This is a genomic window from Ramlibacter sp. P4_H7 (assembly GCF_056400765.1).
The window spans coordinates 116,778-143,216 of the sequence record NZ_JBFUKP010000011.1; the positions used below are offsets into that span (position 1 = coordinate 116,778).

Here is a 26,439-nt window from a genome sequence, read left to right on the forward strand (position 1 = left end):
CACCTTGCCGGACCGATGGATGCCTGGAAGAGGACCCCCGATGCCGACGATCCCGTCGACGACTCCCTGGTGGCTGCGAGGCCTGGCCCTGCGCTGGCTGCTGGCACTTTGTTGCGGCCTGGTTGCCGCCGGCGCGTTGGCGCAGCCGTCCCCCGCGAAGGCCGATGCCCCCCGTTCGGAGGCGACGGTGTCGCTGTACAACCGTCCGATCGCGGTCTTCCGGGCGCCGTTCCTGGGCCTGTCGCCCGCCGAACGGGCGGAGCGCACGCAGCGTGCGATCGCCGACCTGCTCGATCGCGGCGGCCCGGGCCAGGTGAGCGTGCAGAAGGAGCCCCAGGGCAGCGTGCTCCTGGTCGATGGCGGACTGGCGCTGATCCTGACGCCGCAGGACGTCGACGCCCTGCGCGGCGAGACCCTCGACTCCGCGACGCGCACGGCGGCCGCGGCCCTGTCGCGGGTGATCGACGACAAGAAGGAGGAGCGCGACCGCCGCCGGGTGCTCGGAGCCGTCGGCCTCTCGCTGCTGGCCACCGCGCTCTTCGCAGTGGCCCTGCACCTGCTGGGCCGGCTGCGGGCGATGCTCTGGCGCCGGGCGAGCGCGCTGCTGGAGCGGGCCCACATCGCGGCGACTCCGCTCGGCCAGGCGACCGGCTTCCAGACCTCGGCCCTGTGGATCGTCCGGGGGCTGGGCTGGCTGCTGGCCGCGGTGCTCACCTACCAATGGCTGGTCTTCGTGCTGCTGCAGTTCCCGCGCACGCGCGCGGCGGGCGAGCAGCTCGGGTCGTTCGTGCTGGACATCCTGGGCCGCCTCGGCGCCGGCGCCCTCGACGCGTTGCCGGACCTCGCAGTGGCGGTCGTCATCTTCGTCATGGCCCGCCTTCTGGTCGCGGTGCTCGGCGCGCTGTTCGACCGGGTGGAGGAGTCGCGCGACACCCTGGGGTGGATGCCGTCGGACCTGGCCCCGCCGACGCGCCGCCTGGTGAACGTCGGCATCTGGATCTTCGCCGTCGTGATGGCCTATCCGTACCTGCCGGGGGCGCACAGCGAGGCGTTCAAGGGCATGTCCGTGTTCGTGGGCCTCATGATCACGCTGGGCGGGTCCAGCCTGTTCGGGCAGGGCGCGAGCGGGCTGATCCTGATGTACACGCGCAGCCTGCGCAAGGGCGACTACGTGCGCATCAGCGGGGAGGAGGGCACGGTGGTGGGGCTGGGCATGTTCACCACGCGCGTGCACACGGGCATGGGCCACGAAGTGACCCTGCCGAACGCCGTGGTCATGGGCAGCGTGATCCGGAACTTCTCGCGCGCCAGCGTGGCAAGCAACACGCTGATCGACACCTCCGTGACCATCGGGTACGACGCGCCATGGCGCGAGGTGCACGCGATCCTGCTGGAGGCCGCCCGGCGCACGCCCGGCGTGGTGTCCGAGCCCAAGCCGTGGGTGGCGCAGACGGCGCTGTCGGACTTCTATATCGAGTACCAGCTGATCGCCCAGATGGACGCGACGCGTCCGGAAAAGCGGCTGGAGGTGCTGACCACGCTGAACGCCAACGTGGTGGACGTGTTCAATGAACACGGCGTGCAGATCATGTCGCCGCACTACATGGGCGACCCGCAGCAGGCCAAGGTGGTGGACCCGGGCAACGCGTACGCGGCGCCCCGTAAGGGTTAGACCTTGGGCAGGGGGGCGGGCCGGTCCCTAGAATCTGTTGCAATGCAATAGAAAGCGGGGCGCGCGCCCCGTCGGGAGAATCCTTCGTGAGCACCAGGAAAGCCAGCGCCGGTCCCCGGCCGACGCAGCGCGTCATCAAGAAGTATCCCAACCGCCGGCTCTACGACACGGAGACCTCGACGTACATCACGCTGACCGAGGTCAAGCAGCTGGTGATGGACAGCCAGCCGTTCGTGGTGCGCGACGCCAAGACCAACGAGGACCTGACGCGCAGCATCCTGCTGCAGATCATCCTGGAGGAAGAGGCCGGCGGCGCGCCGATGTTCAGCGAGCCCGCGCTGGCGAACATCATCCGCTTCTACGGCCACGCGATGCAGGGCTTCATGGGCACCTACATCGAGAAGAACGTGCAGGCGTTCACCGACCTGCAGACCAAGATGGCCGAGCAGTCGAAGACCATGTCCCCCGAAATGTGGGCGCAGTTCCTGAGCGTGCAGAACCCGCTGATGCAGGGAATGATGGGCAACTACGTCGAACAGTCCAAGAACATGTTCGAGAAGATGCAGGAGCAGGTGCAGAAGAACACCGAGCAGATGCTGGGCGCATTCGGCATCAAGAAATAGGTTTTCCCCGTTCGGGGACAATACGGGGATGAGCGAGACCGCCGTCCCCACGCCCAAGGTGGGCTTCGTCAGCCTGGGTTGCCCCAAGGCCCTCACGGATTCCGAACTGATCCTGACTCAGCTGAGCGCCGAGGGCTATTCCACGTCCAAGACCTTCGAGGGCGCGGACCTGGTGATCGTCAACACCTGCGGCTTCATCGACGACGCGGTCAAGGAGAGCCTGGACACCATCGGCGAGGCGCTGGCCGCCAATGGCAAGGTGATCGTCACGGGCTGCCTGGGCGCGCGCGCCGGCGAGGCCGGCGGCAACATGGTGCGGCAGGTCCATCCCTCGGTGCTGGCCGTCACCGGCCCGCACGCCACCCAGGAGGTGATGGATGCCGTGCACGCCCACCTGCCCAAGCCGCACGATCCCTTCGTGGACCTCGTGCCGGCCGCGGGCATCAAGCTCACGCCGAAGCACTACGCCTACCTGAAGATCAGCGAGGGCTGCAACCACCGCTGCACCTTCTGCATCATCCCCTCCATGCGCGGCGACCTGGTGAGCCGTCCCATCGGCGACGTGCTGAAGGAGGCGAGGGCGCTGTTCGAAGGCGGCGTGAAGGAACTGCTGGTGGTGAGCCAGGACACCTCCGCGTACGGGGTGGACGTGAAGTACCGCACCGGCTTCCACGAAGGCCGCCCGGTGAAGACGCGGATGCTGGAACTGGTGCAGGCGCTGGGCGAGCTGGCGGAACCCCACGGCGCCTGGGTCCGCTTGCATTACGTGTATCCGTACCCACATGTCGACGAAGTGATTCCGCTGATGGCCCAGGGCAAGGTCCTGCCTTACCTCGACGTGCCGTTCCAGCACAGCCACCCCGACGTGCTGCGCCGTATGAAGCGGCCGGCCAGCGGCGAGAAGAACCTGGAGCGCATCGCCCGCTGGCGCGAGATGTGCCCCGAACTGGTGGTCCGCAGCACCTTCATCGCCGGCTTCCCCGGCGAGACGGAGCAGGAGTTCCAGCACCTGCTCGATTTCCTGCGCGAGGCGCAGATCGACCGCGCGGGCTGCTTCGCATACAGCCCGGTGGAGGGCGCGGCCGCCAACGATCTCCCGGGCATGCTGCCGCAGGAAGTGCGCGAGGAGCGTCGCGCGCGCTTCATGGCGGTGGCCGAAGAGGTCTCCGCGGCGCGCCTGCAGCGGCGCATCGGCGCCACCATGCAGGTACTCGTCGATTCGGCACCTGCGCTGGGACGCAAGGGCGGCCTCGGCCGCACTTACGCGGACGCGCCGGAGATCGACGGGACGGTGCGGCTGCTGCCACCGCGCAAGCTGAGCAAGCGGCTGGCGGTGGGCGAATTCACGCAGGCGCGCATCGTGGCCACCGACGGGCACGACCTGGTGGGCGAGCCCATCTGAGCACCGTTCGCGCCCGAGCCCAACCGGGCGACGGTTCCCCCGCAAACGACGAAGCCGCCCGCAGGCGGCCTCAGTGCATCTTTATCTCTTTCACAAACAACAAAGCCGGCGAAGCCGGCCTTATCATTCCTCTCGTGTCGAGAGTTGGTGCCCAGGAGAGGACTCGAACCTCCACGGAGTTACCCGCTAGTACCTGAAACTAGTGCGTCTACCAATTCCGCCACCTGGGCATTTCAGGAAAAACAAGATTGTATATCAAAAACGCAGAGCGAAACAACGGTACCGGCCTTCTCGATGAGATCGAGGGCGTGATCCAGGGACACCGCGACGGCCACGGCTACGTGGTGCGTGACGACGGTGAGGCGGACATCTACCTGCCCCCCAACGAAATGCGCGCGGTGCTCCATCGCGACCGCGTCCGCGCGCGGATCGTGCGGCACGACCGCAAGGGGCGGCCCGAGGGGCGCGTCCTCGAAATCATCGAACGGCCGCCGCAACCCATCATCGGCCGCCTGCTGCACGAAAGCGGCGTGTGGCTGGTGGCGCCGGAAGACAAGCGCTACGGCCAGGACGTGCTGGTGCCCAAGGGCGCCACCGGCCTCGCCAAGACGGGTCAGGTGGTGGTGATCGAACTCACCGAACCCCCGAGCCTGTACGGCCAGCCGGTGGGCCGTGTCAAGGAAGTGCTGGGCGAGGTCGACGATCCCGGCATGGAAATCGAGATCGCGGTGCGCAAGTACAGCGTGCCGCACGAATTCTCCGAAGCCTGCATCGCGCAGGCGCGTTCGCTGCCGGACAAGGTGCGGGCGCAGGACCACAAGAACCGGGTCGACCTCACCGACGTCCCGCTGGTCACCATCGACGGCGAGGACGCGCGCGACTTCGACGACGCGGTGTACTGCGAACCCGCCAAGGTGGGGCGCGGCAAGGGCTGGCGCCTGCTGGTGGCGATCGCCGACGTCAGCAACTACGTGGAAACCGGCAGCCCGCTCGACGTCGACGCCTACGAGCGCGCGACCAGTGTCTACTTCCCGCGCCGGGTGATCCCGATGCTGCCGGAAAAGCTGTCCAACGGCCTGTGCTCGCTCAACCCCGAGGTCGAGCGCCTGTGCATGGTGTGCGACATGCTCGTCACGGCCACGGGTGACGTCCACGCGTACCAGTTCTATCCGGCGGTGATGTGGAGCCATGCGCGCATGACCTACACCGAGGTGGCGGCAATCCTCGCGAACACGCGCGGCCCCGAGGCGGCGCGCCGCAAGGACCTGGTGCCGCACTTCCTGAACCTGCACGACGTGTACCGGGCGCTGCTGAAGTCGCGCAACCAGCGCGGCGCGGTGGACTTCGAGACGACCGAGACGCAGATCATCTGCGACGAGAACGGCCGCATCGAGCAGATCGTGCCGCGGGTGCGCAACGACGCCCACAAGCTGATCGAGGAGGCGATGCTCGCCGCCAACGTCTGCTCCGCCGACTTCATCCAGCAGGCCGCGCATCCCGGGCTGTTCCGCGTGCACGAAGGCCCGACGCCGGAGAAGAAGGAAATCCTGCGGGGCTACCTGAAGGCCATGGCCGTCGGGATGACCATCTCGGACGACCCGACGCCGATGGAATTCCAGAAGATCGCGCTGGCAACCAAGGACCGTCCCGACGCGCAGCAGATCAGCACCATGCTGCTGCGGTCCATGCAGCAGGCGATCTATTCGCCCCACAACAGCGGCCACTTCGGCCTGGCCTACGAGGCCTACACGCACTTCACCAGCCCGATCCGGCGCTATCCGGACCTGCTGGTGCACCGCGTGATCAAGGCGATCCTGGCCAAGGAGCGCTACCAGCTGCCGGTGCTGCCCACGCCCGGCGAAGCGCACGAGAAACTGGCGAAGCGGCTCGCGTCGCGGGTCGCGCCGCCGTCGCAGAAGCCGAGGGCCAAGATCGCGGCCTCCCCGCGCGAACTGCAGGCCTGGGAAGCCGCCGGCCTGCACTGCAGCGCCAACGAGCGCCGCGCCGACGAAGCCAGCCGCGACGTCGAGGCCTGGCTCAAGTGCAAGTACATGCGCGACCACCTCGGCGAGGAGTACTCCGGCGTGGTCACGGCGGCCACCAGCTTCGGCATCTTCGTCACGCTGGACGCCATGTACGTCGAGGGGCTGGTGCACATCACCGAACTGGGCGGCGAGTACTTCAAGTTCGACGAGGCCCGGCAGGAGCTGCGCGGCGAGCGCACCGGCATCCGCTATGCCATCGGCACGCGGCTGCGCGTGCAGGTGAGCCGCGTCGACCTGGACGGCCGCAAGATCGACTTCCGCCTGGTGCGCGAGGACGAGGAACTGCTGGCGCGCGCGATGAAGGAAAAGGGCGTGGCCCCGAACGCGCGTGAGGGCGTTCCGGTCAAGGCGTCCGCCAAGCGGGCGGCGAAGAAGGCGGCGGGCAAGGTGAAGAAGTCCCCGCTGGACGCGGTGAAGGCCGCGGCCAAGAAGGCCGCGGGCAAGACGCGCGCGGCCCGCAAGAGCCGGCGCTGAGCCCGGCATCCCGATCCATCCACGAGGAGAATTCCATGGCGACAAATTCCGCCGCGGCCGGCCAGGTCGCGATCGTCACGGGCGGCGGCACCGGCATCGGCCGTGCCGCTGCGTTGGCCCTGCTGGGAGCCGGCTGGCGCGTGGCGGTGGCGGGCCGCCGTCCCGAGCCGCTGCAGGAAGTGGTCAAGCAGGCGCCGGACCGCGCGCTCGCGGTCCCCACCGACATGACCGACCCGGATGCGGTGCGCGCACTGTTCGATGCGACGGTGAAGGCGTTCGGACGGGTCGACCTGCTGTTCAACAATGCCGGCCGGGGCTTGCCCGCGGCGCCGCTGGAAGACATGTCCGTCGCCGACTGGAAGAGCGTGGTGGACACCAACCTCAACGGCATGTTCTACGCGATCCAGAACGCCTTCCGCGTGATGAAGTCGCAGCAGCCGCGCGGCGGCCGCATCATCAACAACGGGTCGATCTCGGCGCACGCGCCGCGCCCGCACTCCATCGCCTACACGGCGACGAAGCATGCGGTGGCCGGCCTCACCAAGACCGCCTCGCTCGACGGCCGCCGCTACGACATCGCCGTCGGGCAGATCGACATCGGCAATGCGATGACCGACTTGGCCGCGCGCATGGCCAAGGGCGTGCCGCAGGCGAACGGCGAGATCGCCGTGGAACCGCTGATGGACGTGAACATCGTCGGCCAGTCCGTGCTGTACATGGCGAGCCTGCCGCTGGAGGCCAACGTCCTGTTCCACACGGTGATGGCGACGAAGATGCCCTTCGTCGGTCGCGGCTAGGGCTGCAAGGCCGCTGCCGCCAGTGCGCTGGCGGTCAGCACATCGCCGGCCGGCCAGCGGTCCGCGGCGAGGCCGTGCAGGAACACGGCGGCGCTCGCGGCCGTCATGGCGTCTTCCCCGCCCGCCAGCCGCGCCGCGATCATCCCGGCCAGCACGTCGCCCGTTCCGGCGATCGCCAGCCGCGCGTTCCCCGTGGGATTGATGCGCGCGCCGCCGTCCGGATCCGCGATCACGCTGCCCGAACCCTTGAGCACCACCACGCAGCCGAAACGCCGCGCGATCGCGCGCGCCGCGCCCAGCCGGTCCTCCTGCACGAACGAGACATCGCTTGCGAGCAGCCGCGCCGCTTCCAGTGGATGGGGCGTCAGCACGGTCGGTGCGCCGCGGCGCCCGCGCGCCTCCAGCAGGGACTGCAGCTGGGGATCCGCGCCGATCGCATTGAGCGCGTCGGCGTCCAGCACCAGCGCCCGCGCGTGCAGCGCCCGCGGCAATGCGACCCGTACCGCTGCGCCGCCGCCGCAGCCGCAGGCCACGGCCATGTCCGACAGGTCGAGGCTGTCCCAGGGCCGCACCATCAAGTCGGGCTGCAGCGGATCGACGGCCGGCGCGGACGGATCCAGGAAGCCGACGAACACGCGTCCCGCGCCGAGGTGCATCGCCGCGCGCGCCGCCAGCAACGCTGCGCCGGCCATGCCGGGCGCGCCGCCGATCACGGCGACGTCACCATAGCTTCCTTTGTGGCTCGCATGCGGGCGGATCCGGCTTGCGGGAGGGGCCGACAGCAGGGCCGCGGGCTGCGCGTCCGGCGCCACGCCGAGGTCGTCGAACCACACCGCGCCGGCTGCGTCACGGCCACTGCCCGTGAAAAGACCGGGCTTCAGCGCGAGCAGGCTGAGCGTGTGGGCCGCGTGGACCACGAGCCCCGCCTGGCCGGTGCCGGCGTCCAGCCCGGAGGGCACGTCCACCGCAAACACCGGCGCCGTGCCGGCATTCAGGCGTTCGATGTGCCGGGCCAGCATGCCCGCGGGCGCGCGGCTGCTGCCGATGCCCAGCAGGGCATCGAGTGCGAAGTCGTACTGCGCGGGCGGTTCGTCGGCGAACTGGACGCCCGCCGCGCGTGCGCGTTGCAGCGATGCCTTGGCGTCGTCCGGCGCACGGGCTTCATCGCCCAGCCAGGTCACCAGCACATGCTTGCCCCATTGCCGCAGGTGCATGGCCGCTTCCAGCCCGTCGCCCCCGTTGTTGCCGGGGCCGCAGGCCACCCAGATCCTTTGCGCATGCGGCGCGAGGGCCAGCGCCAGGCGGGCGACGGCGAGGCCGGCGCGCTGCATCAGGGTGTGCGCCGGCAGGCCGGCGGCGGCCTGCTTCTCCAGGTGGCGAAGCGCCGTGACCTCGAAGAGGGGCCAAGGGCGGTCGGTCGTGACGCGCTGCATGGGGCGATTGTGCCCCGCGCCGATTACCCCGCGAGGCGTTCGACGCCCAGCCCTTCGAGGTCCACTTCGGGCGCGCGCGCGGCCATGAGGTCCGCGACCGCCCGCGCGCTGCCGCAGGCGAGCGCCCAGCCGCTGGAGCCGTGGCCGATGTTGATCCAGACGCCCGGGATGCCCGTGGCGCCGAGCACCGGCGGCCCGTCGGGCAGCATGGGACGCGCGCCCTTCCATTCCTGCACCGCGGCGCCGGTGTTGGCCAGCTGCGCCGCGCCCGGAAACCAGTCGTGCAGGACCTTGTAGAGGGTCTGGATCGCAGACGGCCGCTTGTGGTTCGGCTGGCCGCCGATCTCTGCGCTGCCGGCGACGCGCACCCGGTTGCCCAGGCGCGAGATCGCCACCTTGTAGCGGTCGTCCATGATGCCGCTGCGCGGTGCGTTCAACGGCTCGCGGATCGGGGCGCTGATCGAATAGCCGTGGACCGCCGCCAGCGGCACGTTCAGGCCGATGGGCCGCAGCAGCGCCGCCGAGGACAGCCCGCCGCACACCACCACCGCATCGAAGCGTTCGGTGGCGGGGACGGCATCCTCGCCGTGCGTGATCCGCAGCAGGGTGGGCTGGGCCGGGTCGAGCGGCGCCACCGCGCTGTTGAACTCGAAGCGCGCGCCGAGCGCCTGCGTCTGGTTCTTCAGCAGCAGGGCGAACTGGCGGCAGTTGCCCACCTCGTCCTCGGGCAGGTGCACCGCGCCCACGAACTCGGTGTCGGGATTCAGCGCCGGCTCCAGCGCCCGGGCCTTCGCCGCGTCGATCTCCTGGAACTTCACGCCGGCGTCGCGCAGCACCTGCAGTCCCGGCAACACCATCTTGCGATCCTTCTCGGAACGCATCAGCACCATGTAACCGGTGCTGTGGTCGTATTCGAGCTGCAGGTCTTCGGTCAGCTGGTGCAGGCGGCCGCGGCTGTAGAAGGCCAGGCGCTGCAGGCGGGCCCGGTTGGCCAGGTAGGTGTCGAGTTCGCAGGCGCGGCGCCACTGCATCATCCACCCCACCTCGTGCGCGCTCAGGGGCCAGCACACGCGCACGGGTGCGTGCCGGCTGAACAGGTAGCGTGCGACCTTGCGGGCCATCCCGGGCGCGGCCCAGGGCGTGACGTAGCCCGGCGCGACCACGCCGGCGTTGGCGAAGCTGGTTTCGAGTGCGGCGGCGCCGTGGCGCTCGTAGACGGTCACTTCATGGCCGTCGGCCGTCAGCTCGTAGGCGGTGGTCACGCCGATGATGCCGGCCCCCACGATGGCGATTTTCATCAGTTCGGGCGGGCGGTGGAGAGCAGTTGTTCGATCTGGAGCGACAGGTTCAGGATGGCGTCGTCGCGCATCGCGCCGTGCCACACCATGAGTCCCACCGGCAGTTCGTCCGGTGCCTGGCAGGGCAGGGACAGCGCGCAGCCATCGAGCATGTTGACGACGCTGGGGTTGCGCAGCAGGAGCGCATTGGTGCGGAAGAAGGCTTCGTCGCGTTCCGCGCCGGGGGCCACGTCGGCGATCGGCGGGGCGACCATGGGCACGGTGGGCGACAGCACGGCGTCGAAGCCCGCGAGCGCGTCCTCCACGCCGCTGATCCAGGCGGCGCGCGCGCGCTGCAGGTCCAGGTACTCCCACGCCTTCATCTGGGTGCCGCGCTCGATGCGCATGCGCACCCGCGGGTCGTAGCGCGAGCCTTCCTGCGCCAGCAGCTGCCGGTGCCAGGCGTAGCTTTCGGCCGCGGCGAAGCCGCCGGTGGACTGGATGGTCCCCAGGTCCTGGATCTGCGCCAGCGGAATCTCCTCGATCCGCGCACCCGCACCGCGCAGCAACGCGATCGTGCGCTCGAAGGCGCGTGCCACGGTGGCGTCCAGGCCTTCGAGCATCTGCGTCGTTGCCACGGCGAGCCGCCAGGCCGACAGCGGCTTGTCGCTGCGCACCACCTTGCGGTCCGCCAGAATCTCGTGCGCCAGGATGGTGTCGCGCACGCTGCGCGTCATGGCGCAGACCGTGTCCAGCGTGGTGGACAGCGGATAGGCGCCTGCCAGCGGCGTCAGCGCCGCAGTGTTCTTGAAGCCGACGATGCCGCACAGGGCCGCGGGGATGCGGATCGAGCCGCCGGTGTCGGAACCCAGGCCGATGAAGGCCGCGCCGGTGGCGACCGACACCGCCGCACCGGACGACGAGCCGCCCGGGATGCGGCGCGTCTTCGGGTCGCACGGATTGGGCGGCGTGCCGTAGTGCGGGTTGATGCCGACCCCCGAGAAGGCGAACTCGGACATGTTGGTGCGCCCCACCAAGACCCCGCCCGCGGCGCGCAGCCGGGCGACCGACACGGCATCCACCGCCGCCGGTGCGGCGTCCACCAGCGCCACCGAACCGGCGGTGGTCACGTCGCCGGCGAAGTCGAACAGGTCCTTGATGGAGACCGGAAGCCCGGCGAGGGGCGCCTTGGGCGAAGCGGATTTCGCCTCCGCCCGCGCCGCCTCGAACCGCGTCTTCAGGAAGACGTGCGTGTTGGCCGCGGAGTGCGCGGCGGCCTGGGCGGCCTCCAGTTCCTGGGCGGCGGTCGTCTGGCCCTGGTGCAGGCGCTCTCGGGTGCTGTGGAGGTCAGGGCGGGACATGGCTGAGGCAGGTGGTGAGAGGGAGGCCTGTGCTAGAATCTCGCGGTTTTGCTGGGCGGCACGCACAAGGTGTGCGGACGTTGTCAGCAAGACAAATCGCGGATCCCGCCCCCTCAAGGTGTCGCAACAACATGCCGTTGCGATGTTGGGCGGATTCTAGACCCAACCTTCGGAGCTCTCATGCCTGTATCCATGCGCGAAATGCTGGAAGCCGGTGTCCATTTCGGACACCAGACCCGCTTCTGGAACCCCAAGATGGCCCCCTTCATCTTCGGGCACCGCAACAAGATCCACATCATCAACCTCGAAAAGACGTTGCCGATGTTCGAGGAGGCGACCAAGTTCGCCAAGCAGCTGGCCGCCAACCGCGGCACCATCCTGATGGTGGGCACCAAGCGCCAGGCGCGCGAACTGGTGGCCTCCGAAGCCGGACGTGCCGGCATGCCCTTCGTGAACCAGCGCTGGCTGGGCGGCATGCTGACCAACTTCAAGACGGTCAAGACCTCGCTGAAGCGCCTGAAGGACATGAAGGCCCAGCAGGAAACCGGCCTCGACGCGATGTCCAAGAAGGAACAGCTGATGTTCCAGCGCGAGCTGGACAAGCTGGAAAAGGACATCGGCGGCATCCAGGACATGAACACCCTGCCGGACGCCCTGTTCATCGTCGACGTGGGCTACCACAAGATCGCCGTGGCCGAAGCCCAGAAGCTGGGCATCCCGATCATCGCGGTGGTGGACTCCAACCACTCGCCCGAGGGCATCGACTACGTCATCCCCGGCAACGACGACTCCTCCAAGGCCGTGACCCTGTACGTCCGCGGCATGGCCGACGCCATCCTGGAAGGCAAGAGCAACCCCGCCGGTGACGTCCAGCGCGCCGTCGCCGAAGGCAGCAGCGACGAGTTCGTGGAAGTGAAGGAAGGCGCGTCCGCCTGAATTCCGGCTCCCCCGCCGCGATGCAAGGGGGCTTTCGGGCCCCCTTTGCACACCCAGATTCAACTGAACAGAGATACGAGGACAAGATGGCTGCAATCACCGCAAGCATGGTCGCCGAACTGCGCGCCAAGACCGACGCCCCGATGATGGAGTGCAAGAAGGCGCTGACCGAAGCCGAAGGCAACATGGACAAGGCCGAGGAGCTGCTGCGCGTCAAGCTGGGCAACAAGGCCGGCAAGGCCGCCTCCCGCATCACCGCCGAAGGCGTGGTCGCCGCGTCCATCTCGGGCACCACCGGCGCTTTGCTGGAGACCAACTGCGAGACCGACTTCGTCACCAAGAACGACAGCTTCCTGGCGCTGGCCCGTGCCGCCGCCGAACTGGTCGCCAAGAACAACCCCGCGGACATCGCGGCGCTGGGCGCGCTGCCCTATAGCCAGGACGGCTTCGGCCCCACCCTGGAAGACGTGCGCAAGGGCCTGATCGGCAAGATCGGCGAGAACATGAGCTTCCGCCGCTTCAAGCGCTTCGCCGGCGACAACAAGCTGGTGAGCTACCTGCACGGCACCCGCATCGGCGTGGTGGTCGAGTACACGGGTGACGACGTCGCCGCCAAGGACGTCGCCATGCACGTCGCCGCCATGAAGCCGGTCGCGCTGTCGTCCGCCGACGTGCCCGCCGAGCTGATCGAGAAGGAACGCGCGGTCGCCACCGGCAAGGCCGAGGAAGACCGCAAGGCCGCCGAAGCCGCCGGCAAGCCGGCGCAGTCCGCCGAGATCGTCGCCAAGCGCATCGAAGGCGGCGTGCAGAAGTACCTCAAGGAAGTCTCCCTGCTGAACCAGCAGTTCGTGAAGAACGACAAGCAGACCGTGGAGCAGATGCTCAAGGCCGCCAACACCACCATCAAGGGCTTCACCCTGTACGTGGTCGGCGAGGGCATCGAGAAGAAGGCCGACGACTTCGCCGCCGAAGTCGCCGCGCAGGTCGCCGCCGCGAAGCAGGCCGCCTGAGGACCAGGGGCCCGCCGGGCCGGGCTGTCGGAGGTGTCCGACAGTCCTGCCGGCGGGCCTTTTCACATCGCGGCCCCCGTTACACTCACCATCGTTCGAACCAGGAGAGACCGACCCATGCCCCAGCCAGCCCACAAGCGCATCCTGCTCAAGCTGTCGGGGGAGGCCCTGATGGGGGAGGACGCCTTCGGCATCAACCGCGCGACCATCGTGCGGATGGTGGAAGAGGTGGCCGAGGTGGTGCACATGGGCGTGCAGGTCGCCGTGGTGATCGGCGGCGGCAACATCTTCCGCGGCGTCTCCACCGGCTCGGTCGGCATGGACCGCGCCACGGCAGACTACATGGGCATGCTGGCCACGGTCATGAACGCGCTGGCGCTGTCGGACGCGATGCAGAAGCAGGGCCTGGTGCCGCGCGTGATGTCGGCGATCGCGATCGAGCAGGTGGTCGAGCCCTACGTGCGGCCCAAGGCGCTGCAGTACCTGGAAGAAGGCAAGGTCGTGATCTTCGCGGCCGGCACCGGCAATCCCTTCTTCACGACCGACACCGCCGCCGCGCTGCGCGGGGCCGAGATCGGCGCCGAGATGGTGCTCAAGGCGACCAAGGTCGACGGCGTCTACACCGCCGACCCGCAGAAGGATCCCACGGCCGAACGCTATTCGCGCATCAGCTTCGACGAGGCGATGCAGAAGAACCTGGGCATCATGGACGCCACGGCCTTCGCGCTGTGCCGCGACCAGAAGCTGCCGATCAAGGTGTTCTCCATCTTCAAGCACGGCGCGCTCAAGCGCGTGGTGCTCGGCGAGGACGAGGGCACCCTGGTGTACGCCTGAGAGAGGAGAAGAGCATGGCAACGATCCCCGAAATCAAACAGACCACGCAGGCCAAGATGGACCAGTCCATCGCCGCCTTCAAGCACACCCTGACGAAGATCCGCACCGGCCGCGCGAACCCGGGCCTGCTGGACACGGTCCACGTGGACTACTACGGTTCCTCCGTGCCGATCAGCCAGGTTGCCAACGTGAACCTGCTGGACGCCCGGACCATTTCGGTCCAGCCCTGGGAAAAGGGGATGGGCGCCAAGATCGAGAAGGCCATCCGCGAAAGCGACCTGGGCCTCAACCCGGCCTCCATGGGCGACCTGATCCGCGTGCCGATGCCGCCGATGTCGGAAGAGCGCCGCAAGGAAATGACCAAGCTCGTGCGGCACGAGGCGGAGAACGCCAAGATCGCCATCCGCAACCTGCGCCGCGACGCCAACGAGCACGTGAAGAAGCTGGTCAAGGACAAGACCGCGACGGAAGACGACCTCAAGCGCGCCGAAGGCGACGTGCAGAAGGCCACGGACAAGCACATCAACGAGATCGATGCGCTGGTCGCCTCCAAGGAAAAGGAGATCATGGAGGTCTGACGGCCTGCATGCGCCCATGACCGCCAACCGCGCCGTCCCGCACCACATCGCCATCGTCATGGATGGCAATGGCCGCTGGGCCACCAAGCGCTTCCTGCCGCGCGTTGCCGGCCACAAGAAGGGCGTGGACACCTTGCGCGCCTGCGTGCGCCACTGCGGCGACGTCGGCGTCAAGGTGCTCACGGTGTTCGCGTTCTCCTCGGAGAACTGGAACCGTCCCGCCGACGAGGTCTCCGGCCTGATGGAACTGCTGGCGATGGCGCTGTCGCGCGAGGTGCCCCAGCTGCAGGCCGAGGGCGTGCGCATCCATTTCGTCGGCGACCGATCGGCGCTGTCGGAAAAGGTGCGCACCGGCCTGGCGCATGCCGAGTCGCTGACGGCCGGCAACCAGCGGCTGGTCCTCAACGTCTGCTTCAACTACGGCGGCCGCTGGGACATCGCCCAGGCCGCCGCCAGGCTCGCCGCGGCCGGCGAACCGATCACCGAGCAAAGCCTCGATCGCGCCATGGCGCTGGCGCACGTGCCGGACCCCGACCTGGTGATCCGCACCGGTGGCGAACAGCGCATCAGCAACTTCCTGCTCTGGCAGTCCGCCTACAGCGAGCTGTACTTCAGCGACAAGCTCTGGCCGGAATTCGATGCGGCCGCGATCGACGAGGCCATCGCCGACTACGCCCGGCGCGAACGCCGCTTCGGCCTCACGTCCGAACAGGTCGCCCCCACCACGCCTCCGGTGCGCAGGAAGGCCGCTTGAACGCGGCACCGCGATGCTGAAGCAGCGCGTCATCACGGCCCTGGTCCTGCTGGCCATCCTGCTGCCGGCCCTGTTCTGGCGCACGCCCGAACCCTTCCTCGCGATCACGCTCCTGCTGCTGGCCGCCGGCGGCTGGGAGTGGGGACGGCTGAACGGCCTGGAGCAGGGCGCCAGCCTGGGGCTCGGCGCGCTGACGCTTGCGCTGTGCGCCGGCGCCTGGGCGCTCGGCTGGACGCATGCCCCCTCGGTGCTGCTGTGGAGCGCGGTGGGCGCAGCGTGGGTGCTGGCGGGCGCCGCCCTGGTGAACGCGGGGATCGCGGGCTGGCCGCACATCCCGCGCGCGCTTCGCGTCGTGGGCGGCCTGGTGGCCCTGGTGCTGGCCTGGCTGGCCATGGCGCAGGCGCGCGTCATCGGCGTCAATTTCCTGCTGTCCATCCTGGTGCTGGTCTGGGCCGCGGACATCTTTGCCTACTTCGCGGGACGCGCCGTCGGCGGCAAGTTCACGCAACGCAAACTGGCCCCCGAGATCAGCCCGAAGAAGAGCTGGGAGGGCGTCTGGGGCGGCATGGCCGGCGTCGTCGTGATCGCCATCGCCTGGACCCTGGCCGACTCGGCCGCGCAGGCGACGGTGCCCAGCCTGTATTCGCGCCTGGCCTCGCTCGGATGGTTCATCCTGGTGCTGGCTTCGGTGTTCCTGGCGGCCATGAGCGTGGTGGGCGACCTCACCGAATCCCTGGTCAAGCGGGCAGCGGGCATGAAGGATTCCAGCCAGCTGCTGCCCGGCCACGGCGGCGTGCTGGACCGCGTGGACGCGCTGCTGCCGACCCTGCCGCTCGCGATGATGCTGGCCACCCTGGCGCAACGATGAAACAACGCATCGCCGTCCTCGGCTCGACCGGCTCGGTCGGCGCCAACACGCTGGACGTGGTCGCACGCCACCCGGACCGCTTCGAGGTGTTCGCCCTGAGTGCCGCCCGCCAGGTCGACCTGATGCTGCAGCAGTGCCTGCAGTTCCGTCCCGCTCTTGCGGTGATGGCGCAGGAGGAAGCCGGCCGCGCCCTGGCCGCCCGCATCGAATCCAGCGGCCTCGCCACGCGCGTGCTGTGGGGCGCCGAGGCGCTCGACACGGTTGCCGCCCACCCGCAGGTGGACACGGTGATGGCCTCCATCGTCGGGGCGGCCGGCCTGTCCTCGTGCATCGCCGCCGCGCGGGCCGGCAAGAAACTGCTGCTGGCCAACAAGGAAGCCCTGGTGGTCGGCGGCGAGCTGTTCCTGGCCGCCGTGCGGGAAGGCGGCGCCACGCTGCTGCCGATCGACAGCGAACACTCGGCGATCTTCCAGTCGCTGCCGGAAGACGCAGCCACGTGGGACGCGCGGGTCGAGAAGATCATCCTGACCGCGTCCGGCGGCCCGTTCCGCACCCGCGAACCCGCCAGCCTGCGCGAGGTGACGCCGGAACAAGCCTGCGCGCATCCCAACTGGGTGATGGGCCGCAAGATCTCGGTCGACTCCGCGACCATGATGAACAAGGCGCTGGAGGTGATCGAGGCGAGGTACCTCTTCGGGCTGGCGCCGCAGCGCGTGCAGGTGGTGATCCATCCGCAGAGCGTCATCCACTCGATGGTGCAGTACCGCGACACCTCGGTGGTCGCGCAGCTGGGCACGCCGGACATGCGGGTGCCCATCGCCTACGGCCTGGCCTGGCCGGACCGAGTGAGCTCCGGCGCGCAGGCCCTGGACTTCGGCGCGCTGGCCGACATGAGCTTCGAGTCGCTGGACAGCCGGGGCCACCGCGAGCGCTTCCCGGGCCTGCAGCTCGCCTGGGACAGCCTGGCCGCCGCGCCGGGCACGACCGCGGTCCTCAATGCCGCGAACGAGCTGGCCGTCGCCGCCTTCCTGGACCGGCGCATCCGCTTCGACCAGATCCATTCGGTAAACCTTGCAACTCTGGAGGCACTCGTGCCCTCCAAGCCACAATCGCTGCCGGACCTGCTGGCCCTGGATGCCGAAGCCCGCCGCACGGCGGAGCAGGCCATCCGCGGCCTCGCATCCTGACCGAACGCCCGCATGCTGACCATCGTCGCCTTCATCGTCGCCCTGGGCCTGCTGATCGCCGTCCACGAGTACGGCCACTACCGCGTGGCCGTGGCCTGCGATGTCAAGGTCCTGCGCTTCTCCATCGGCTTCGGCAAGGTGCTGTACCGCTGGAAGCCGCGCCGCCCGCGCCCGGGCCAGGACACCGAGTTCGTGATCGGTGCGTTTCCCCTGGGCGGCTACGTGAAGATGCTGGACGAGCGCGAGGGCGACGTGCCGGCGGCCGAGCGGCACCGCGCCTTCAACACGCAGCCGCTCAGGTCCCGCACCGCGATCGTGGCCGCGGGTCCCATCGCCAACCTGCTGCTGGCCATCGCGCTGTACGCGGCGGTCAACTGGATCGGCGTGGAGGAGCCCGAACCGGTGCTGGGCAGCCCGGTCGCCGGCTCCATCGCCGCCCAGGCGGGCTTGAAGGGCGGGGAGCGCGTGGCCATGGCTGCGCTGCAAGGCGACGACCTGGAGCCGGTGCGTTCCTTCGAGGAACTGCGCTGGCTGCTCACGAGCGCCGCCCTGGACGGCCGCGACCTGCGGATGGTGCTCGCGCGCGAGGGCGGCAGCCGCGGCGGCGAACTGGTGCTGCCCCTGTCCCGCCTGGACGCGCGCGATGCCGACGCCCAGCTGCTGCGCAAGGTGGGCATCGCCTCGCCCTGGAGCCCGCCGGTGCTGGGCGAGGTGATGGCAGGCGGCGCCGCCGAGCGCTCCGGATTGCGCAAGGGCGACCTGGTGCTGCGCGCCAACGGGCAGCCGGTGGGCGACGCGCAGCAGCTGCGCGACCTGATCCGCGCCCAGGTGCAGGACGGCCGCGCGCTCGCCTCCAGCTGGGAGATCGACCGGGCCGGCCAGCGCATGCAGGTGGCGGTCACGCCGGACGTGGTGGCCGACGGCAAGAACGCGCCCATGGGCCGCATCTCCGCCTACGTCGGCGCGCCTCCAGCCATGGTGACGGTGCGCTACGGTCCGATCGACGGCCTGTGGAAAGGCGTGGTGCGCACGTGGGACGTGTCGGCGCTCACGCTGCGGATGATGGGCCGCATGCTGGTGGGTGAAGCTTCGGTAAAGAACCTCAGCGGGCCCCTCACCATCGCCGACTACGCGGGCAAGTCCGCCAGCCTGGGACTGACCCAGTACCTGCTCTTCCTGGCGCTCATCAGCGTGAGCCTCGGTGTCCTCAACCTGCTGCCGCTCCCGGTCCTGGATGGCGGACACCTGATGTATTATCTTTGGGAGGCCGTCACGGGCAGGAGCGTCTCCGACGCCTGGATGGAGCGCCTGCAGCGCGGTGGCGTGGCGGTGCTGCTGGTGATGATGTCGATCGCCCTGTTCAACGACGTCGCCAGGCTCTTTGGATAGAACAACTGCCGCCGCGGCCTGCCAGCAGATGCCGCCGGCGCCTTTCCTGATTCAATGAAGAAACACATCAAGCGCTTGCGCGTGCGTACCGTTTCGGCCGTGTGCGTCCTCGCCTTCGCCGCCAACACCTGGGCCGTCGAGCCCTTCACCGTCCGCGACATCCGGGTCGAGGGCCTGCAGCGCGTGGAGCCGGGCACCGTGTTCGGTTCGCTGCCCTTTCGCGTAGGCGACCAGTACAACGACGACAAGGGCTCGGCGGCAATCCGGGCCCTCTTCGCATTGGGGCTCTTCAAGGACGTGCGCCTCGAAGTGAACGGCGACGTGCTGATCATCGCGGTGGAGGAGCGTCCCACGGTGGCGGACGTCGACTTCGTCGGCACCAAGGAATTCGACAAGGACACGCTGAAGAAGGCGCTGCGCGAGATCGGCCTGACTGAAGGACGCCCGTACGACCAGGCGCTGGCCGACCGGGCCGAGCAGGAGCTCAAGCGTCAGTACATCAACAAAAGCCTGTACGGCGCCGACGTGGTGACCACGGTCACCCCGATCGAGCGCAACCGCGTCAACCTCACGTTCACCGTGAGCGAGGGCGAGCCCACCCGCATCCGGGACATCCACATCGTCGGCGCCAAGACCTTCAGCGAATCGACGCTGAAGGACCAGATGGAGCTGGATACCGGCGGCTGGCTGGCCTGGTACACCAAGTCCGACCGCTATTCGCGCACCAAGCTCAACGCCGACCAGGAAGCGCTGCGTTCCTACTACCTGCAGCGCGGCTTCCTGGAATTCCGCATCGACTCGACCCAGGTCGCGATCTCGCCGAACAAGCAGGACATCAGCATCACCATCAACGTCACCGAGGGTGAACGCTACGTGGTGTCCGGGGTCCGGCTGGAAGGCGACTTCCTGGGCAAGGAAGACGAGTTCAAGGCGCTGGTGAAGATCAGGCCGGGCCAGCCCTACAACGCCGACCTGGTGACGGAGACCACCAAGGCCTTCACCGAGCACTTCGGCAACTTCGGCTACGCCTTCGCGCAGGTCGAGGCGCGGCCCGAAATCGACCGCACCAACAACCGCGTCAATTTCGTGCTGCTGGCGGAGCCCTCGCGCCGCGCCTACGTGCGCCGCATCAACGTCTCGGGCAACAACCGCACCCGGGACGAGGTGATCCGCCGCGAATTCCGCCAGTTCGAGTCCAGCTGGTACGACGCCGAGCGCATCAAGCTCTCGCGCGACCGCGTGGAGCGCCTCGGCTATTTCAAGGAAGTGAGCGTCGAGACCTCCGACGTGCCGGGCGCGCCGGACCAGGTCGACCTGAACGTCGTGATCACGGAAAGGCCCACCGGCAGCCTGCAGCTGGGCGCGGGCTTCTCCACGGCGGAAAAACTGGCGCTGTCCTTCAGCATCAAGCAGGAAAACGCCTTCGGCACCGGCAACTACTTCGGCCTGGAGATCAACACCAGCAAGTACAACCGCACGCTGGTGCTGAACACGGTCAACCCCTATTTCACGCCGGACGGGGTCTCGCGGACGATCGACCTGTACCACCGCACGTCCAAGCCGTACGAGGACCAGGGCGGCAACTACGAGCTCATCACTTCCGGCGCCGGCCTGCGCTTCGGCGTGCCCTTCACCGAGGTGGACACCGTCTTCTTCGGCGGCAGTCTCGAGCGCACGGAGATCAAGCCGGGCACCAACATCCCGGCCGCCTACCTGCTGTACGCCGAACGCTTCGGCTACACCAGCAGCACGATCCCCCTGACCGTCGGCTGGTCGCGCGACGACCGCGACAGCGCGATGTCGCCCACCAGAGGCCGGCTGCAGCGCTTCGGCGGCGAGTGGGGCGTGGCGGGCGACGCCCGCTACGTCCGGGCCAACTACCAGTACCAGCAGTTCTTCCCCCTGGCCAAGCTGTACACCTTCGCCTTCAACGGCGAGCTGGGCTGGGGCAAGGGACTGAACGGGCAGCCGTACCCGGTGTTCAAGAACTTCTACTCGGGCGGCCTCGGCTCGGTGCGCGGCTTCCAGCAGGGCACCCTGGGCCCGCGCGACGTGACCGGGTCCTCGATCGGCGGCCCGCGCAAGATCACGCTGAACGCGGAGGTGATCACGCCTTTCCCCGGCGCCGGCAACGACAAGAGCCTGCGGCTGTACGGATTCATCGACGCCGGCAACGTGTACGGCGAGAACGACCCGATCAACTTCAACACGCTCCGCGCCTCCGCCGGCATCGGACTTTCCTGGCTTTCGCCCGTCGGTCCGCTGCGCATTGCGGTGGCGGAACCGATCCGCAAGGAGCCTGGGGATAAAATCCAGAAATTGCAATTCCAGATCGGAACCTCCTTCTGATGAAGAAGATCCTGTCCCGTCCCTGCCTGGCCATCCTGCTGGGCGCGCTGGCCTTCAGCGTCCAGGCGCAGGCGGAGGATTTCCGCGTGGGCTTCGTCAACACCGACCGCATCTTCCGGGAGGCCAACTCCGCGAAGCAGGCGCAGGTGAAGCTGGAGCAGGAATTCTCCCGCCGCGAGAAGGAGCTCAACGATCTGGGCAACTCGCTCAAGGCCGCGTCCGAGAAGTTCGAACGCGAGGCGCCCGCGCTTCCGGAAGCGCAGCGTTCGCAGCGCCAGAAGTCGCTGGTCGACCAGGACCGCGAGTTCCAGCGCAAGCGCCGCGAGTTCCAGGAGGACCTCAACGCGCGCAAGAACGAGGAACTGCAGCAGGTGCTGGATCGCGCCAACCGCGTCGTCAAGCAGGTGGCCGAGCAGGAGAAATACGACCTGATCCTGCAGGAGGCGGTCTACATCAACCCCAAGCACGACATCACCGACAAGGTGATCAAGGCCCTGAACTCGGTGCGCTGACGCGCCAAAGCCGTGGCGCTGCAAATCGGCGAGATCGTCGCGGCCCTCGGGGGCGAACTGCATGGGGATCCCACCCTGCGCATCGACGGGCTCGCCCCGCTGGAAAGCGCTCAGCCGGGCCACCTCGCTTTCCTGAGCCATCCCCGCTACCGGGCCCAGCTCGATGCCACGGCCGCCGGCTGCGTGATCGTGGCGCCGGCCCTGCGCGACGCGGCGCTCGCCCGCGGCGCCTGCATCGTCGCCGACGACCCCTACCTGTATTTCGCCCGGGCCACGCAACTGTGGAAGCGCACCCACGCCAGGCCCGCCGGCCCCGCCATCCATTCCAGTGCCGTCATCGATGCCGACGCCGTGATCGGGCAGGACGTGCGCATCGGCCCGCACTGCGTCGTGGAACGCGGCGCCCGCGTGGGCGACGGCACGGTGCTCAAGGCCCGCGTGCACGTGGCCGAGGATTGCGTGATCGGCGCGCGCTGTGTGCTGCATCCTGGGGTGGTGATCGGCGCCGACGGCTTCGGCTTCGCTCCGTCGCCCGAGGGCTTCGTGAAGATCGAGCAGCTGGGCGCCGTGCGCATCGGCGACGACGTCGAGATCGGCGCCAACACCTGCATCGACCGCGGCGCGCTGGCCGACACGGTGGTGGAGGACGGCGTGAAGATCGACAACCTGGTGCAGATCGGCCACAACTGCCGCATCGGCCGGCACACGGTCATCTCGGGCTGCACCGGCATCGCCGGCAGCGCCACGATCGGCGCGCACTGCATGATCGGGGGCGCCGCGATGATCCTGGGGCACCTGTCGATCGCCGACCGCGTGCAGGTTTCGGCCGGCACCTTCGTGTCGCGCTCGATTTCGAAGCCCGGCCTGTACACCGGCATCTTCCCCATGGACGACAATGCCGCCTGGGAAAAGAACGCCGCGACGCTCAAGCAGCTGTACATGCTGCGCGAGCGCATCAAGGCACTGGAAAAGAAATCCTGAACCTCGCCATGGACATCCACCAGATCCTCAAGAAGCTTCCGCACCGCTACCCGTTCCTGCTGGTGGACCGCGTGCTGGCCGTGGACCCCGGCAAGTCGATCAAGGCGCTGAAGAACGTCACGATCAACGAGCCCTTTTTCGTGGGGCACTTCCCGCACCGCCCGGTGATGCCGGGCGTGCTGATGCTCGAAGCGATGGCCCAGACGGCGGGCCTGCTCGCCTTCGCCGACGAATCGTCCACGCGCGACCCCAACTCGGTCATCTATTTCGCGGGCATCGACGGCGCGCGCTTCAAGCGGCCGGTCGAGCCGGGTGACCAGCTGGTGATGGACGTGGAACTGCTGCGCCAGAAGGCCGGCATCTACAAGTTCAAGTGCACGGCCCGCGTGGGCGAGGACATCGCTTGCGAGGCCGAGCTGATGTGCACGATGCGCACGGTTCCCTGAAGAAATGGATGCCCCCACGTTTGCGGCAAGGCCGCTGCACTGCCCCCCGAGGGGGCTGGGCCTCCTAGGGGCGGCCCGTCGGAGGCCCGCATGACGAACATCCATCCGACCGCGATCGTCGATCCCAAGGCGGAACTTGACCCCAGCGTCACGGTCGGCGCGTACACGCTGGTCGGACCGCACGTGAAGATCGGCGCGGGAACGACCGTGGCGGCCCACGTGGTCCTCGAGGGCCGCACCACGATCGGCCGCGACAACCGCATCTTCCAGTTCGGCTCCATCGGCGCGGCCAACCAGGACAAGAAGTACCAGGGCGAGCCAACCGAGCTGGTGATCGGCGACCGCAACACCATCCGCGAATTCGTGACCCTGCACGTGGGCACGGTGCAGGACAAGGCGGTCACGCGCATCGGCGACGACAACTGGATCATGGCCTACACCCACATCGCGCACGACTGCGTGGTGGGCAACCACACCACGCTCGCCAACAACACGACGCTCGCGGGCCACGTGGAGCTGGGCGACTGGGTCACGGTGGGCGGGCTCACGGGCATCCACCAGTTCGTGAAGGTCGGCGCCCATGCGATGGTCGGCTTCGCCAGCGCGGTGTCGCAGGACGTGCCGCCCTTCATGCTGGTGGACGGCAACCCGCTGGCGGTCCGCGGCATCAACGTGGTGGGCCTGCGCCGGCGCGACTTCAGCGCGGACCGCATCGCCGGCGTCAAGCAGATGCACAAGCTCCTCTACCGGGAAGGCCGGACGCTGGAAGCCGCCCGCGCCGCCATCGAGGCGCTGGCGCAGTCGGCGCCCGAGGCCAGGGACGAAGTCGCGCTCATGAGCGGCTTCCTCGCGGCGGCCACCCGCGGCATCGCCCGCTGACCATGGAGCCGCAGGGACCGCGCGCCGCTTTCGTCGCGGGCGAAGCCTCGGGCGACCTGCTGGCCGGCCTGCTGCTCGCCGGCATGCGCCAGCGCTGGCCCGGGCTGGCCTCCGCGGGCATTGGCGGGCCGCACATGGCGCGGCACGGCTTCGAACCCTGGTGGCCCTACGAGAAGCTCGCCGTGCGCGGCTACGCCGAGGTGCTGCGGCATTACAAGGAGATCGCCGGCATCCGCGATGCGCTGCGCGAGCGGCTGCTGAAGGAGCGCCCCGACGTGTTCATCGGCGTGGACGCGCCGGACTTCAACCTGGGACTGGAGGCCGACCTGCGCCGCGCCGGGATCCGGACGGTGCATTTCGTGTGCCCCTCCATCTGGGCCTGGCGGATGAAGCGGGTGGACAAGCTGCGCAAGGCGTGCGACCACGTGCTGTGCATCTTCCCCTTCGAGCCCGAGCTGCTGGCGCGCCACGGGGTGGCCGCGACCTACGTGGGACATCCGCTCGCGAACGTGATCCCCCTGGACCCGGACAAGGCCGCCGCCCGCATCCCGCTGGGCCTGCCGGCCCACGGGGAGGTGATCGCACTACTGCCCGGCAGCCGGGCCTCCGAGGTGGAGGCGATGGCGCCGCGCTTCCTGGCCGCCGCCGCCCAGCTGCAGAAAAGCCGGCCCGGCGCCTGGTTCGTGATCCCGGCGATGCCCGCGCTGCAGGCGCGCATCAGCCAGCTGGCCCGCTCGGGACCGGCGCCGCGCCACCTCACCATCGTGACCGGCCAGTCCCACCCGGTGCTGGCGGCCTGTGACGTGGCGCTGGTGGCCAGCGGCACCGCCACGCTGGAGGCGGCCCTGTTCAAGCGGCCCATGGTCATCTCGTACCACACGCACTGGGCCACGTACGCGCTGATGAAGCCGCGGCAGCTGCAGCCCTGGGTGGGGCTGCCGAACATCCTGTGCCGGGACTTCGTCGTGCCCGAGTTGCTGCAGTCCAACGCAAAACCCGAGTTGCTTTCCGGGGCGCTCGCCGACTGGCTGGACAGCCCTGACAGAATGCAGGCCGTGCAGGCGACATTCCGCGACCTGCACCTGCGCCTGAAGCGCGACACCGCCCAACTCGCCACCGATGCCATCGAACAAGTCCTCGCCTCCTGAAGCGGACAGGCGCATCCGGACCACGACGATCCGGACGAAGGCGGTCCGGCCGCGCCAGGTGCCGCTGCTCTTTCCGGAGCCGGTCGGGTTGCTGGCAGGGGTCGACGAAGCCGGCCGCGGTCCGCTGGCAGGGCCGGTGGTTGCCGCGGCGGTGATCCTGGACGACAAGAAGCGCATCCTCGGGCTGGCCGATTCCAAGGTGCTCACGCCGCTGCAGCGCGACAAGCTGTACGACAAGATCCGGGAGAAGGCCCTGTGCTGCTCGGTGGGGATGGCGTCCGTCGAGGAAATCGACGACCTGAACATCTTGCACGCCACCATGCTCGCCATGAAACGGGCCGTCGAGGGACTGCGCCTGAAGCCGGTGAAGGTGCTGGTGGACGGTAACCGCTTGCCGAAGCTGGAGATCCTTTCGGAAGCCATCGTGGATGGCGACGCCAAGATCAGGTCGATCTCGGCGGCATCCATCATCGCGAAGGTCACGCGCGACCGCATGCTGGTGGAGCTGCACGACCAGTTCCCGCAGTACGGCTTTGCCGCCCACAAGGGCTACGGCACGCCCGAGCACCTCGAAGCCCTGCGCGTGCACGGCCCCTGCATCCACCATCGCCGTCATTTCGCGCCGGTGGCCGCGCAGTTGCTCACCATCGAGGGCGCGACGGTGTCGGTGCAGGTCCAGTGACCGACACCGGCCCCCAGCACATCCACTCCCGCGACAACGCGCTGCTGAAGGACCTGCGCAAGCTGGCGCACGACAGCACCGCCTACCGCAAGCAGGGGCGCGTCTGGCTGGAAGGGGACCATCTCTGCCGGGCTGCATTGCAGCGCGGCCTGCAGCCGACCCACGCGGTGTTCCAGGCGTCCTATTGGGACCAGGTCGGCCACGATTGGGCGGACACGGGCGGGAAGATCGTCACCATCGAGGACGCGCTGTTTGCCACGGTCAGTGCACTGGAGTCGCCGGCGCGGATGGGCTTCGTGCTGCCGCTGCCGGCGCAGCCCGTGCTGCAGCCGGACGCGCCCACGGTCATCCTGGATGGCCTGCAGGACGCCGGCAACGTGGGCACCATCCTGCGCAGCGCCGGCGCCTTCGGCTTTCGCCAGGTGCTGGCGATCAAGGGCACGGCCGCGCTCTGGAGTCCCAAGGTGCTGCGCGCCGGCATGGGCGCGCATTTCGGCCTGGGCCTGCTCGAGGGACTGGAGGCTGACCGGCTCGATGCACTGCGGGTCCCGCTGCTGGCGACCAGCTCGCACCAGGGCGACTACCTGCACCGGGCGAAGCTGCCTTGGCCCTGTGCCTGGGTGCTCGGGCATGAAGGGCAGGGCGTCGGCACGGCGCTGGCGGCGCGGGCGCGGCAGTTCGTGCGCATCGTGCAGCCGGGGGGCGAGGAGTCGCTCAATGTCGGCGCCGCGGCGGCGATCTGCCTGCATGCGAGCGCGGCGGCGCACTTCGCCGGCCGGTCCTAGCGCGGGCCATCGGGGGC

The 26,439-nt window shown here is 68.9% G+C and carries 24 protein-coding genes and 1 tRNA gene; 21 read left to right on the forward strand and 4 right to left on the reverse strand.

The window, feature by feature from the left end; all coding sequences use genetic code 11:
- The first annotated feature begins 40 nt into the window (after positions 1-40).
- The 3 genes from AC1DSA_RS16335 to rimO all read left to right on the forward strand — a co-directional run bounded on the left by AC1DSA_RS16335 (position 41) and on the right by rimO (position 3,697).
- The gene (locus AC1DSA_RS16335) at positions 41-1,672 is read left to right on the forward strand and encodes a mechanosensitive ion channel family protein (RefSeq protein ID WP_477891023.1); all 1,632 of its coding nucleotides are present in this window, start codon (positions 41-43) and stop codon (positions 1,670-1,672) included.
- A gap of 86 nt (positions 1,673-1,758) precedes the next feature.
- On the forward strand, positions 1,759-2,295 hold the full coding sequence (gene phaR, locus AC1DSA_RS16340; protein WP_477891025.1) for a polyhydroxyalkanoate synthesis repressor PhaR: 537 nt from the start codon (positions 1,759-1,761) through the stop codon (positions 2,293-2,295).
- A gap of 28 nt (positions 2,296-2,323) precedes the next feature.
- Positions 2,324-3,697: a 30S ribosomal protein S12 methylthiotransferase RimO gene (rimO, locus tag AC1DSA_RS16345; protein WP_477891027.1), complete on the forward strand. Its 1,374-nt coding sequence runs from the start codon at positions 2,324-2,326 to the stop codon at positions 3,695-3,697.
- 145 nt (positions 3,698-3,842) lie between these two features.
- On the opposite strand, the gene AC1DSA_RS16350 is transcribed toward rimO, so the two are convergent.
- A tRNA-Leu gene (locus AC1DSA_RS16350) sits at positions 3,843-3,927 on the reverse strand.
- A gap of 18 nt (positions 3,928-3,945) precedes the next feature.
- Here AC1DSA_RS16350 and rnr point away from each other — a divergent pair.
- Together rnr and AC1DSA_RS16360 are read left to right on the forward strand one after the other, a co-directional pair.
- The gene (gene rnr / locus AC1DSA_RS16355; protein WP_477891029.1) at positions 3,946-6,216 is read left to right on the forward strand and encodes a ribonuclease R; all 2,271 of its coding nucleotides are present in this window, start codon (positions 3,946-3,948) and stop codon (positions 6,214-6,216) included.
- Between the two features lie 35 nt (positions 6,217-6,251).
- A complete protein-coding gene (locus AC1DSA_RS16360; protein ID WP_477891031.1) occupies positions 6,252-7,013 on the forward strand; it encodes an SDR family oxidoreductase in 762 nt (253 codons plus the stop codon).
- On the opposite strand, the gene AC1DSA_RS16365 is transcribed toward AC1DSA_RS16360, so the two are convergent.
- Genes AC1DSA_RS16365 through AC1DSA_RS16375 form a run of 3 tightly spaced genes read right to left on the reverse strand, consistent with a single transcriptional unit; the run spans position 7,010 to position 11,084 of the window.
- Positions 7,010-8,446 carry an NAD(P)H-hydrate dehydratase gene (locus tag AC1DSA_RS16365; protein ID WP_477891033.1) on the reverse strand — a complete coding sequence of 479 codons (1,437 nt, stop codon included), beginning with the start codon at positions 8,444-8,446 and terminating at the stop codon, positions 7,010-7,012. The two genes, AC1DSA_RS16360 and AC1DSA_RS16365, sit on opposite strands and share 4 nt — an antisense overlap.
- Positions 8,447-8,469: 23 nt before the next feature.
- Entirely contained in the window at positions 8,470-9,744 is a 1,275-nt protein-coding gene (locus AC1DSA_RS16370) for a D-amino acid dehydrogenase (protein WP_477891035.1), read from the reverse strand.
- Positions 9,744-11,084, reverse strand: coding sequence for an amidase (locus AC1DSA_RS16375; RefSeq protein WP_477891037.1), 1,341 nt, complete (start codon positions 11,082-11,084; stop codon positions 9,744-9,746). Before AC1DSA_RS16375 ends, AC1DSA_RS16370 begins: the two co-directional genes overlap by 1 nt.
- 180 nt (positions 11,085-11,264) lie before the next feature.
- Here AC1DSA_RS16375 and rpsB point away from each other — a divergent pair, with 180 nt between their 5' ends.
- From rpsB to AC1DSA_RS16455, 16 genes are all read left to right on the forward strand, one after another.
- Complete coding sequence (rpsB, locus tag AC1DSA_RS16380) at positions 11,265-12,020, forward strand: 30S ribosomal protein S2 (protein WP_477891039.1); 756 nt, start codon at positions 11,265-11,267, stop codon at positions 12,018-12,020.
- Between the two features lie 86 nt (positions 12,021-12,106).
- The gene (gene tsf, locus AC1DSA_RS16385) at positions 12,107-13,030 is read left to right on the forward strand and encodes a translation elongation factor Ts (protein ID WP_477891041.1); all 924 of its coding nucleotides are present in this window, start codon (positions 12,107-12,109) and stop codon (positions 13,028-13,030) included.
- A gap of 117 nt (positions 13,031-13,147) precedes the next feature.
- Complete coding sequence (gene pyrH / locus AC1DSA_RS16390; protein ID WP_477891043.1) at positions 13,148-13,864, forward strand: UMP kinase; 717 nt, start codon at positions 13,148-13,150, stop codon at positions 13,862-13,864.
- 14 nt (positions 13,865-13,878) lie between these two features.
- Positions 13,879-14,442, forward strand: a complete 564-nt coding sequence (gene frr / locus AC1DSA_RS16395) for a ribosome recycling factor (RefSeq protein ID WP_477891045.1) — start codon at positions 13,879-13,881, stop codon at positions 14,440-14,442.
- Between the two features lie 16 nt (positions 14,443-14,458).
- Positions 14,459-15,196, forward strand: coding sequence for a polyprenyl diphosphate synthase (gene uppS / locus AC1DSA_RS16400; protein WP_477891047.1), 738 nt, complete (start codon positions 14,459-14,461; stop codon positions 15,194-15,196).
- Positions 15,197-15,209: 13 nt separating this feature from the next.
- Positions 15,210-16,064, forward strand: a complete 855-nt coding sequence (locus tag AC1DSA_RS16405) for a phosphatidate cytidylyltransferase (RefSeq protein ID WP_477891049.1) — start codon at positions 15,210-15,212, stop codon at positions 16,062-16,064.
- Positions 16,061-17,251, forward strand: a complete 1,191-nt coding sequence (gene ispC / locus AC1DSA_RS16410; RefSeq protein WP_477891050.1) for a 1-deoxy-D-xylulose-5-phosphate reductoisomerase — start codon at positions 16,061-16,063, stop codon at positions 17,249-17,251. The genes AC1DSA_RS16405 and ispC overlap by 4 nt, the downstream gene beginning before the upstream one ends.
- Positions 17,252-17,263: 12 nt before the next feature.
- Positions 17,264-18,640: an RIP metalloprotease RseP gene (gene rseP, locus AC1DSA_RS16415; protein WP_477891051.1), complete on the forward strand. Its 1,377-nt coding sequence runs from the start codon at positions 17,264-17,266 to the stop codon at positions 18,638-18,640.
- A gap of 54 nt (positions 18,641-18,694) precedes the next feature.
- Positions 18,695-20,989, forward strand: coding sequence for an outer membrane protein assembly factor BamA (bamA, locus tag AC1DSA_RS16420; protein ID WP_477891053.1), 2,295 nt, complete (start codon positions 18,695-18,697; stop codon positions 20,987-20,989).
- Positions 20,989-21,501, forward strand: coding sequence for an OmpH/Skp family outer membrane protein (locus AC1DSA_RS16425; RefSeq protein ID WP_477891055.1), 513 nt, complete (start codon positions 20,989-20,991; stop codon positions 21,499-21,501). The genes bamA and AC1DSA_RS16425 overlap by 1 nt, the downstream gene beginning before the upstream one ends.
- Positions 21,502-21,513: 12 nt before the next feature.
- Positions 21,514-22,482, forward strand: a complete 969-nt coding sequence (gene lpxD, locus AC1DSA_RS16430) for a UDP-3-O-(3-hydroxymyristoyl)glucosamine N-acyltransferase (RefSeq protein WP_477891057.1) — start codon at positions 21,514-21,516, stop codon at positions 22,480-22,482.
- Positions 22,483-22,490: 8 nt separating this feature from the next.
- Entirely contained in the window at positions 22,491-22,928 is a 438-nt protein-coding gene (fabZ, locus tag AC1DSA_RS16435; RefSeq protein WP_477891059.1) for a 3-hydroxyacyl-ACP dehydratase FabZ, read from the forward strand.
- A 90-nt stretch (positions 22,929-23,018) separates the two neighbouring features.
- Positions 23,019-23,807 (forward strand): acyl-ACP--UDP-N-acetylglucosamine O-acyltransferase, encoded by a 789-nt coding sequence (gene lpxA / locus AC1DSA_RS16440; RefSeq protein ID WP_477891061.1) that lies wholly within the window; start codon positions 23,019-23,021, stop codon positions 23,805-23,807.
- A 2-nt stretch (positions 23,808-23,809) separates the two neighbouring features.
- Complete coding sequence (gene lpxB, locus AC1DSA_RS16445) at positions 23,810-24,955, forward strand: lipid-A-disaccharide synthase (RefSeq protein WP_477891063.1); 1,146 nt, start codon at positions 23,810-23,812, stop codon at positions 24,953-24,955.
- A 58-nt stretch (positions 24,956-25,013) separates the two neighbouring features.
- A complete protein-coding gene (gene rnhB, locus AC1DSA_RS16450) occupies positions 25,014-25,637 on the forward strand; it encodes a ribonuclease HII (RefSeq protein ID WP_477891121.1) in 624 nt (207 codons plus the stop codon).
- Positions 25,634-26,422: a TrmH family RNA methyltransferase gene (locus tag AC1DSA_RS16455; RefSeq protein ID WP_477891065.1), complete on the forward strand. Its 789-nt coding sequence runs from the start codon at positions 25,634-25,636 to the stop codon at positions 26,420-26,422. The genes rnhB and AC1DSA_RS16455 overlap by 4 nt, the downstream gene beginning before the upstream one ends.
- Positions 26,423-26,439: the final 17 nt, after the last annotated feature.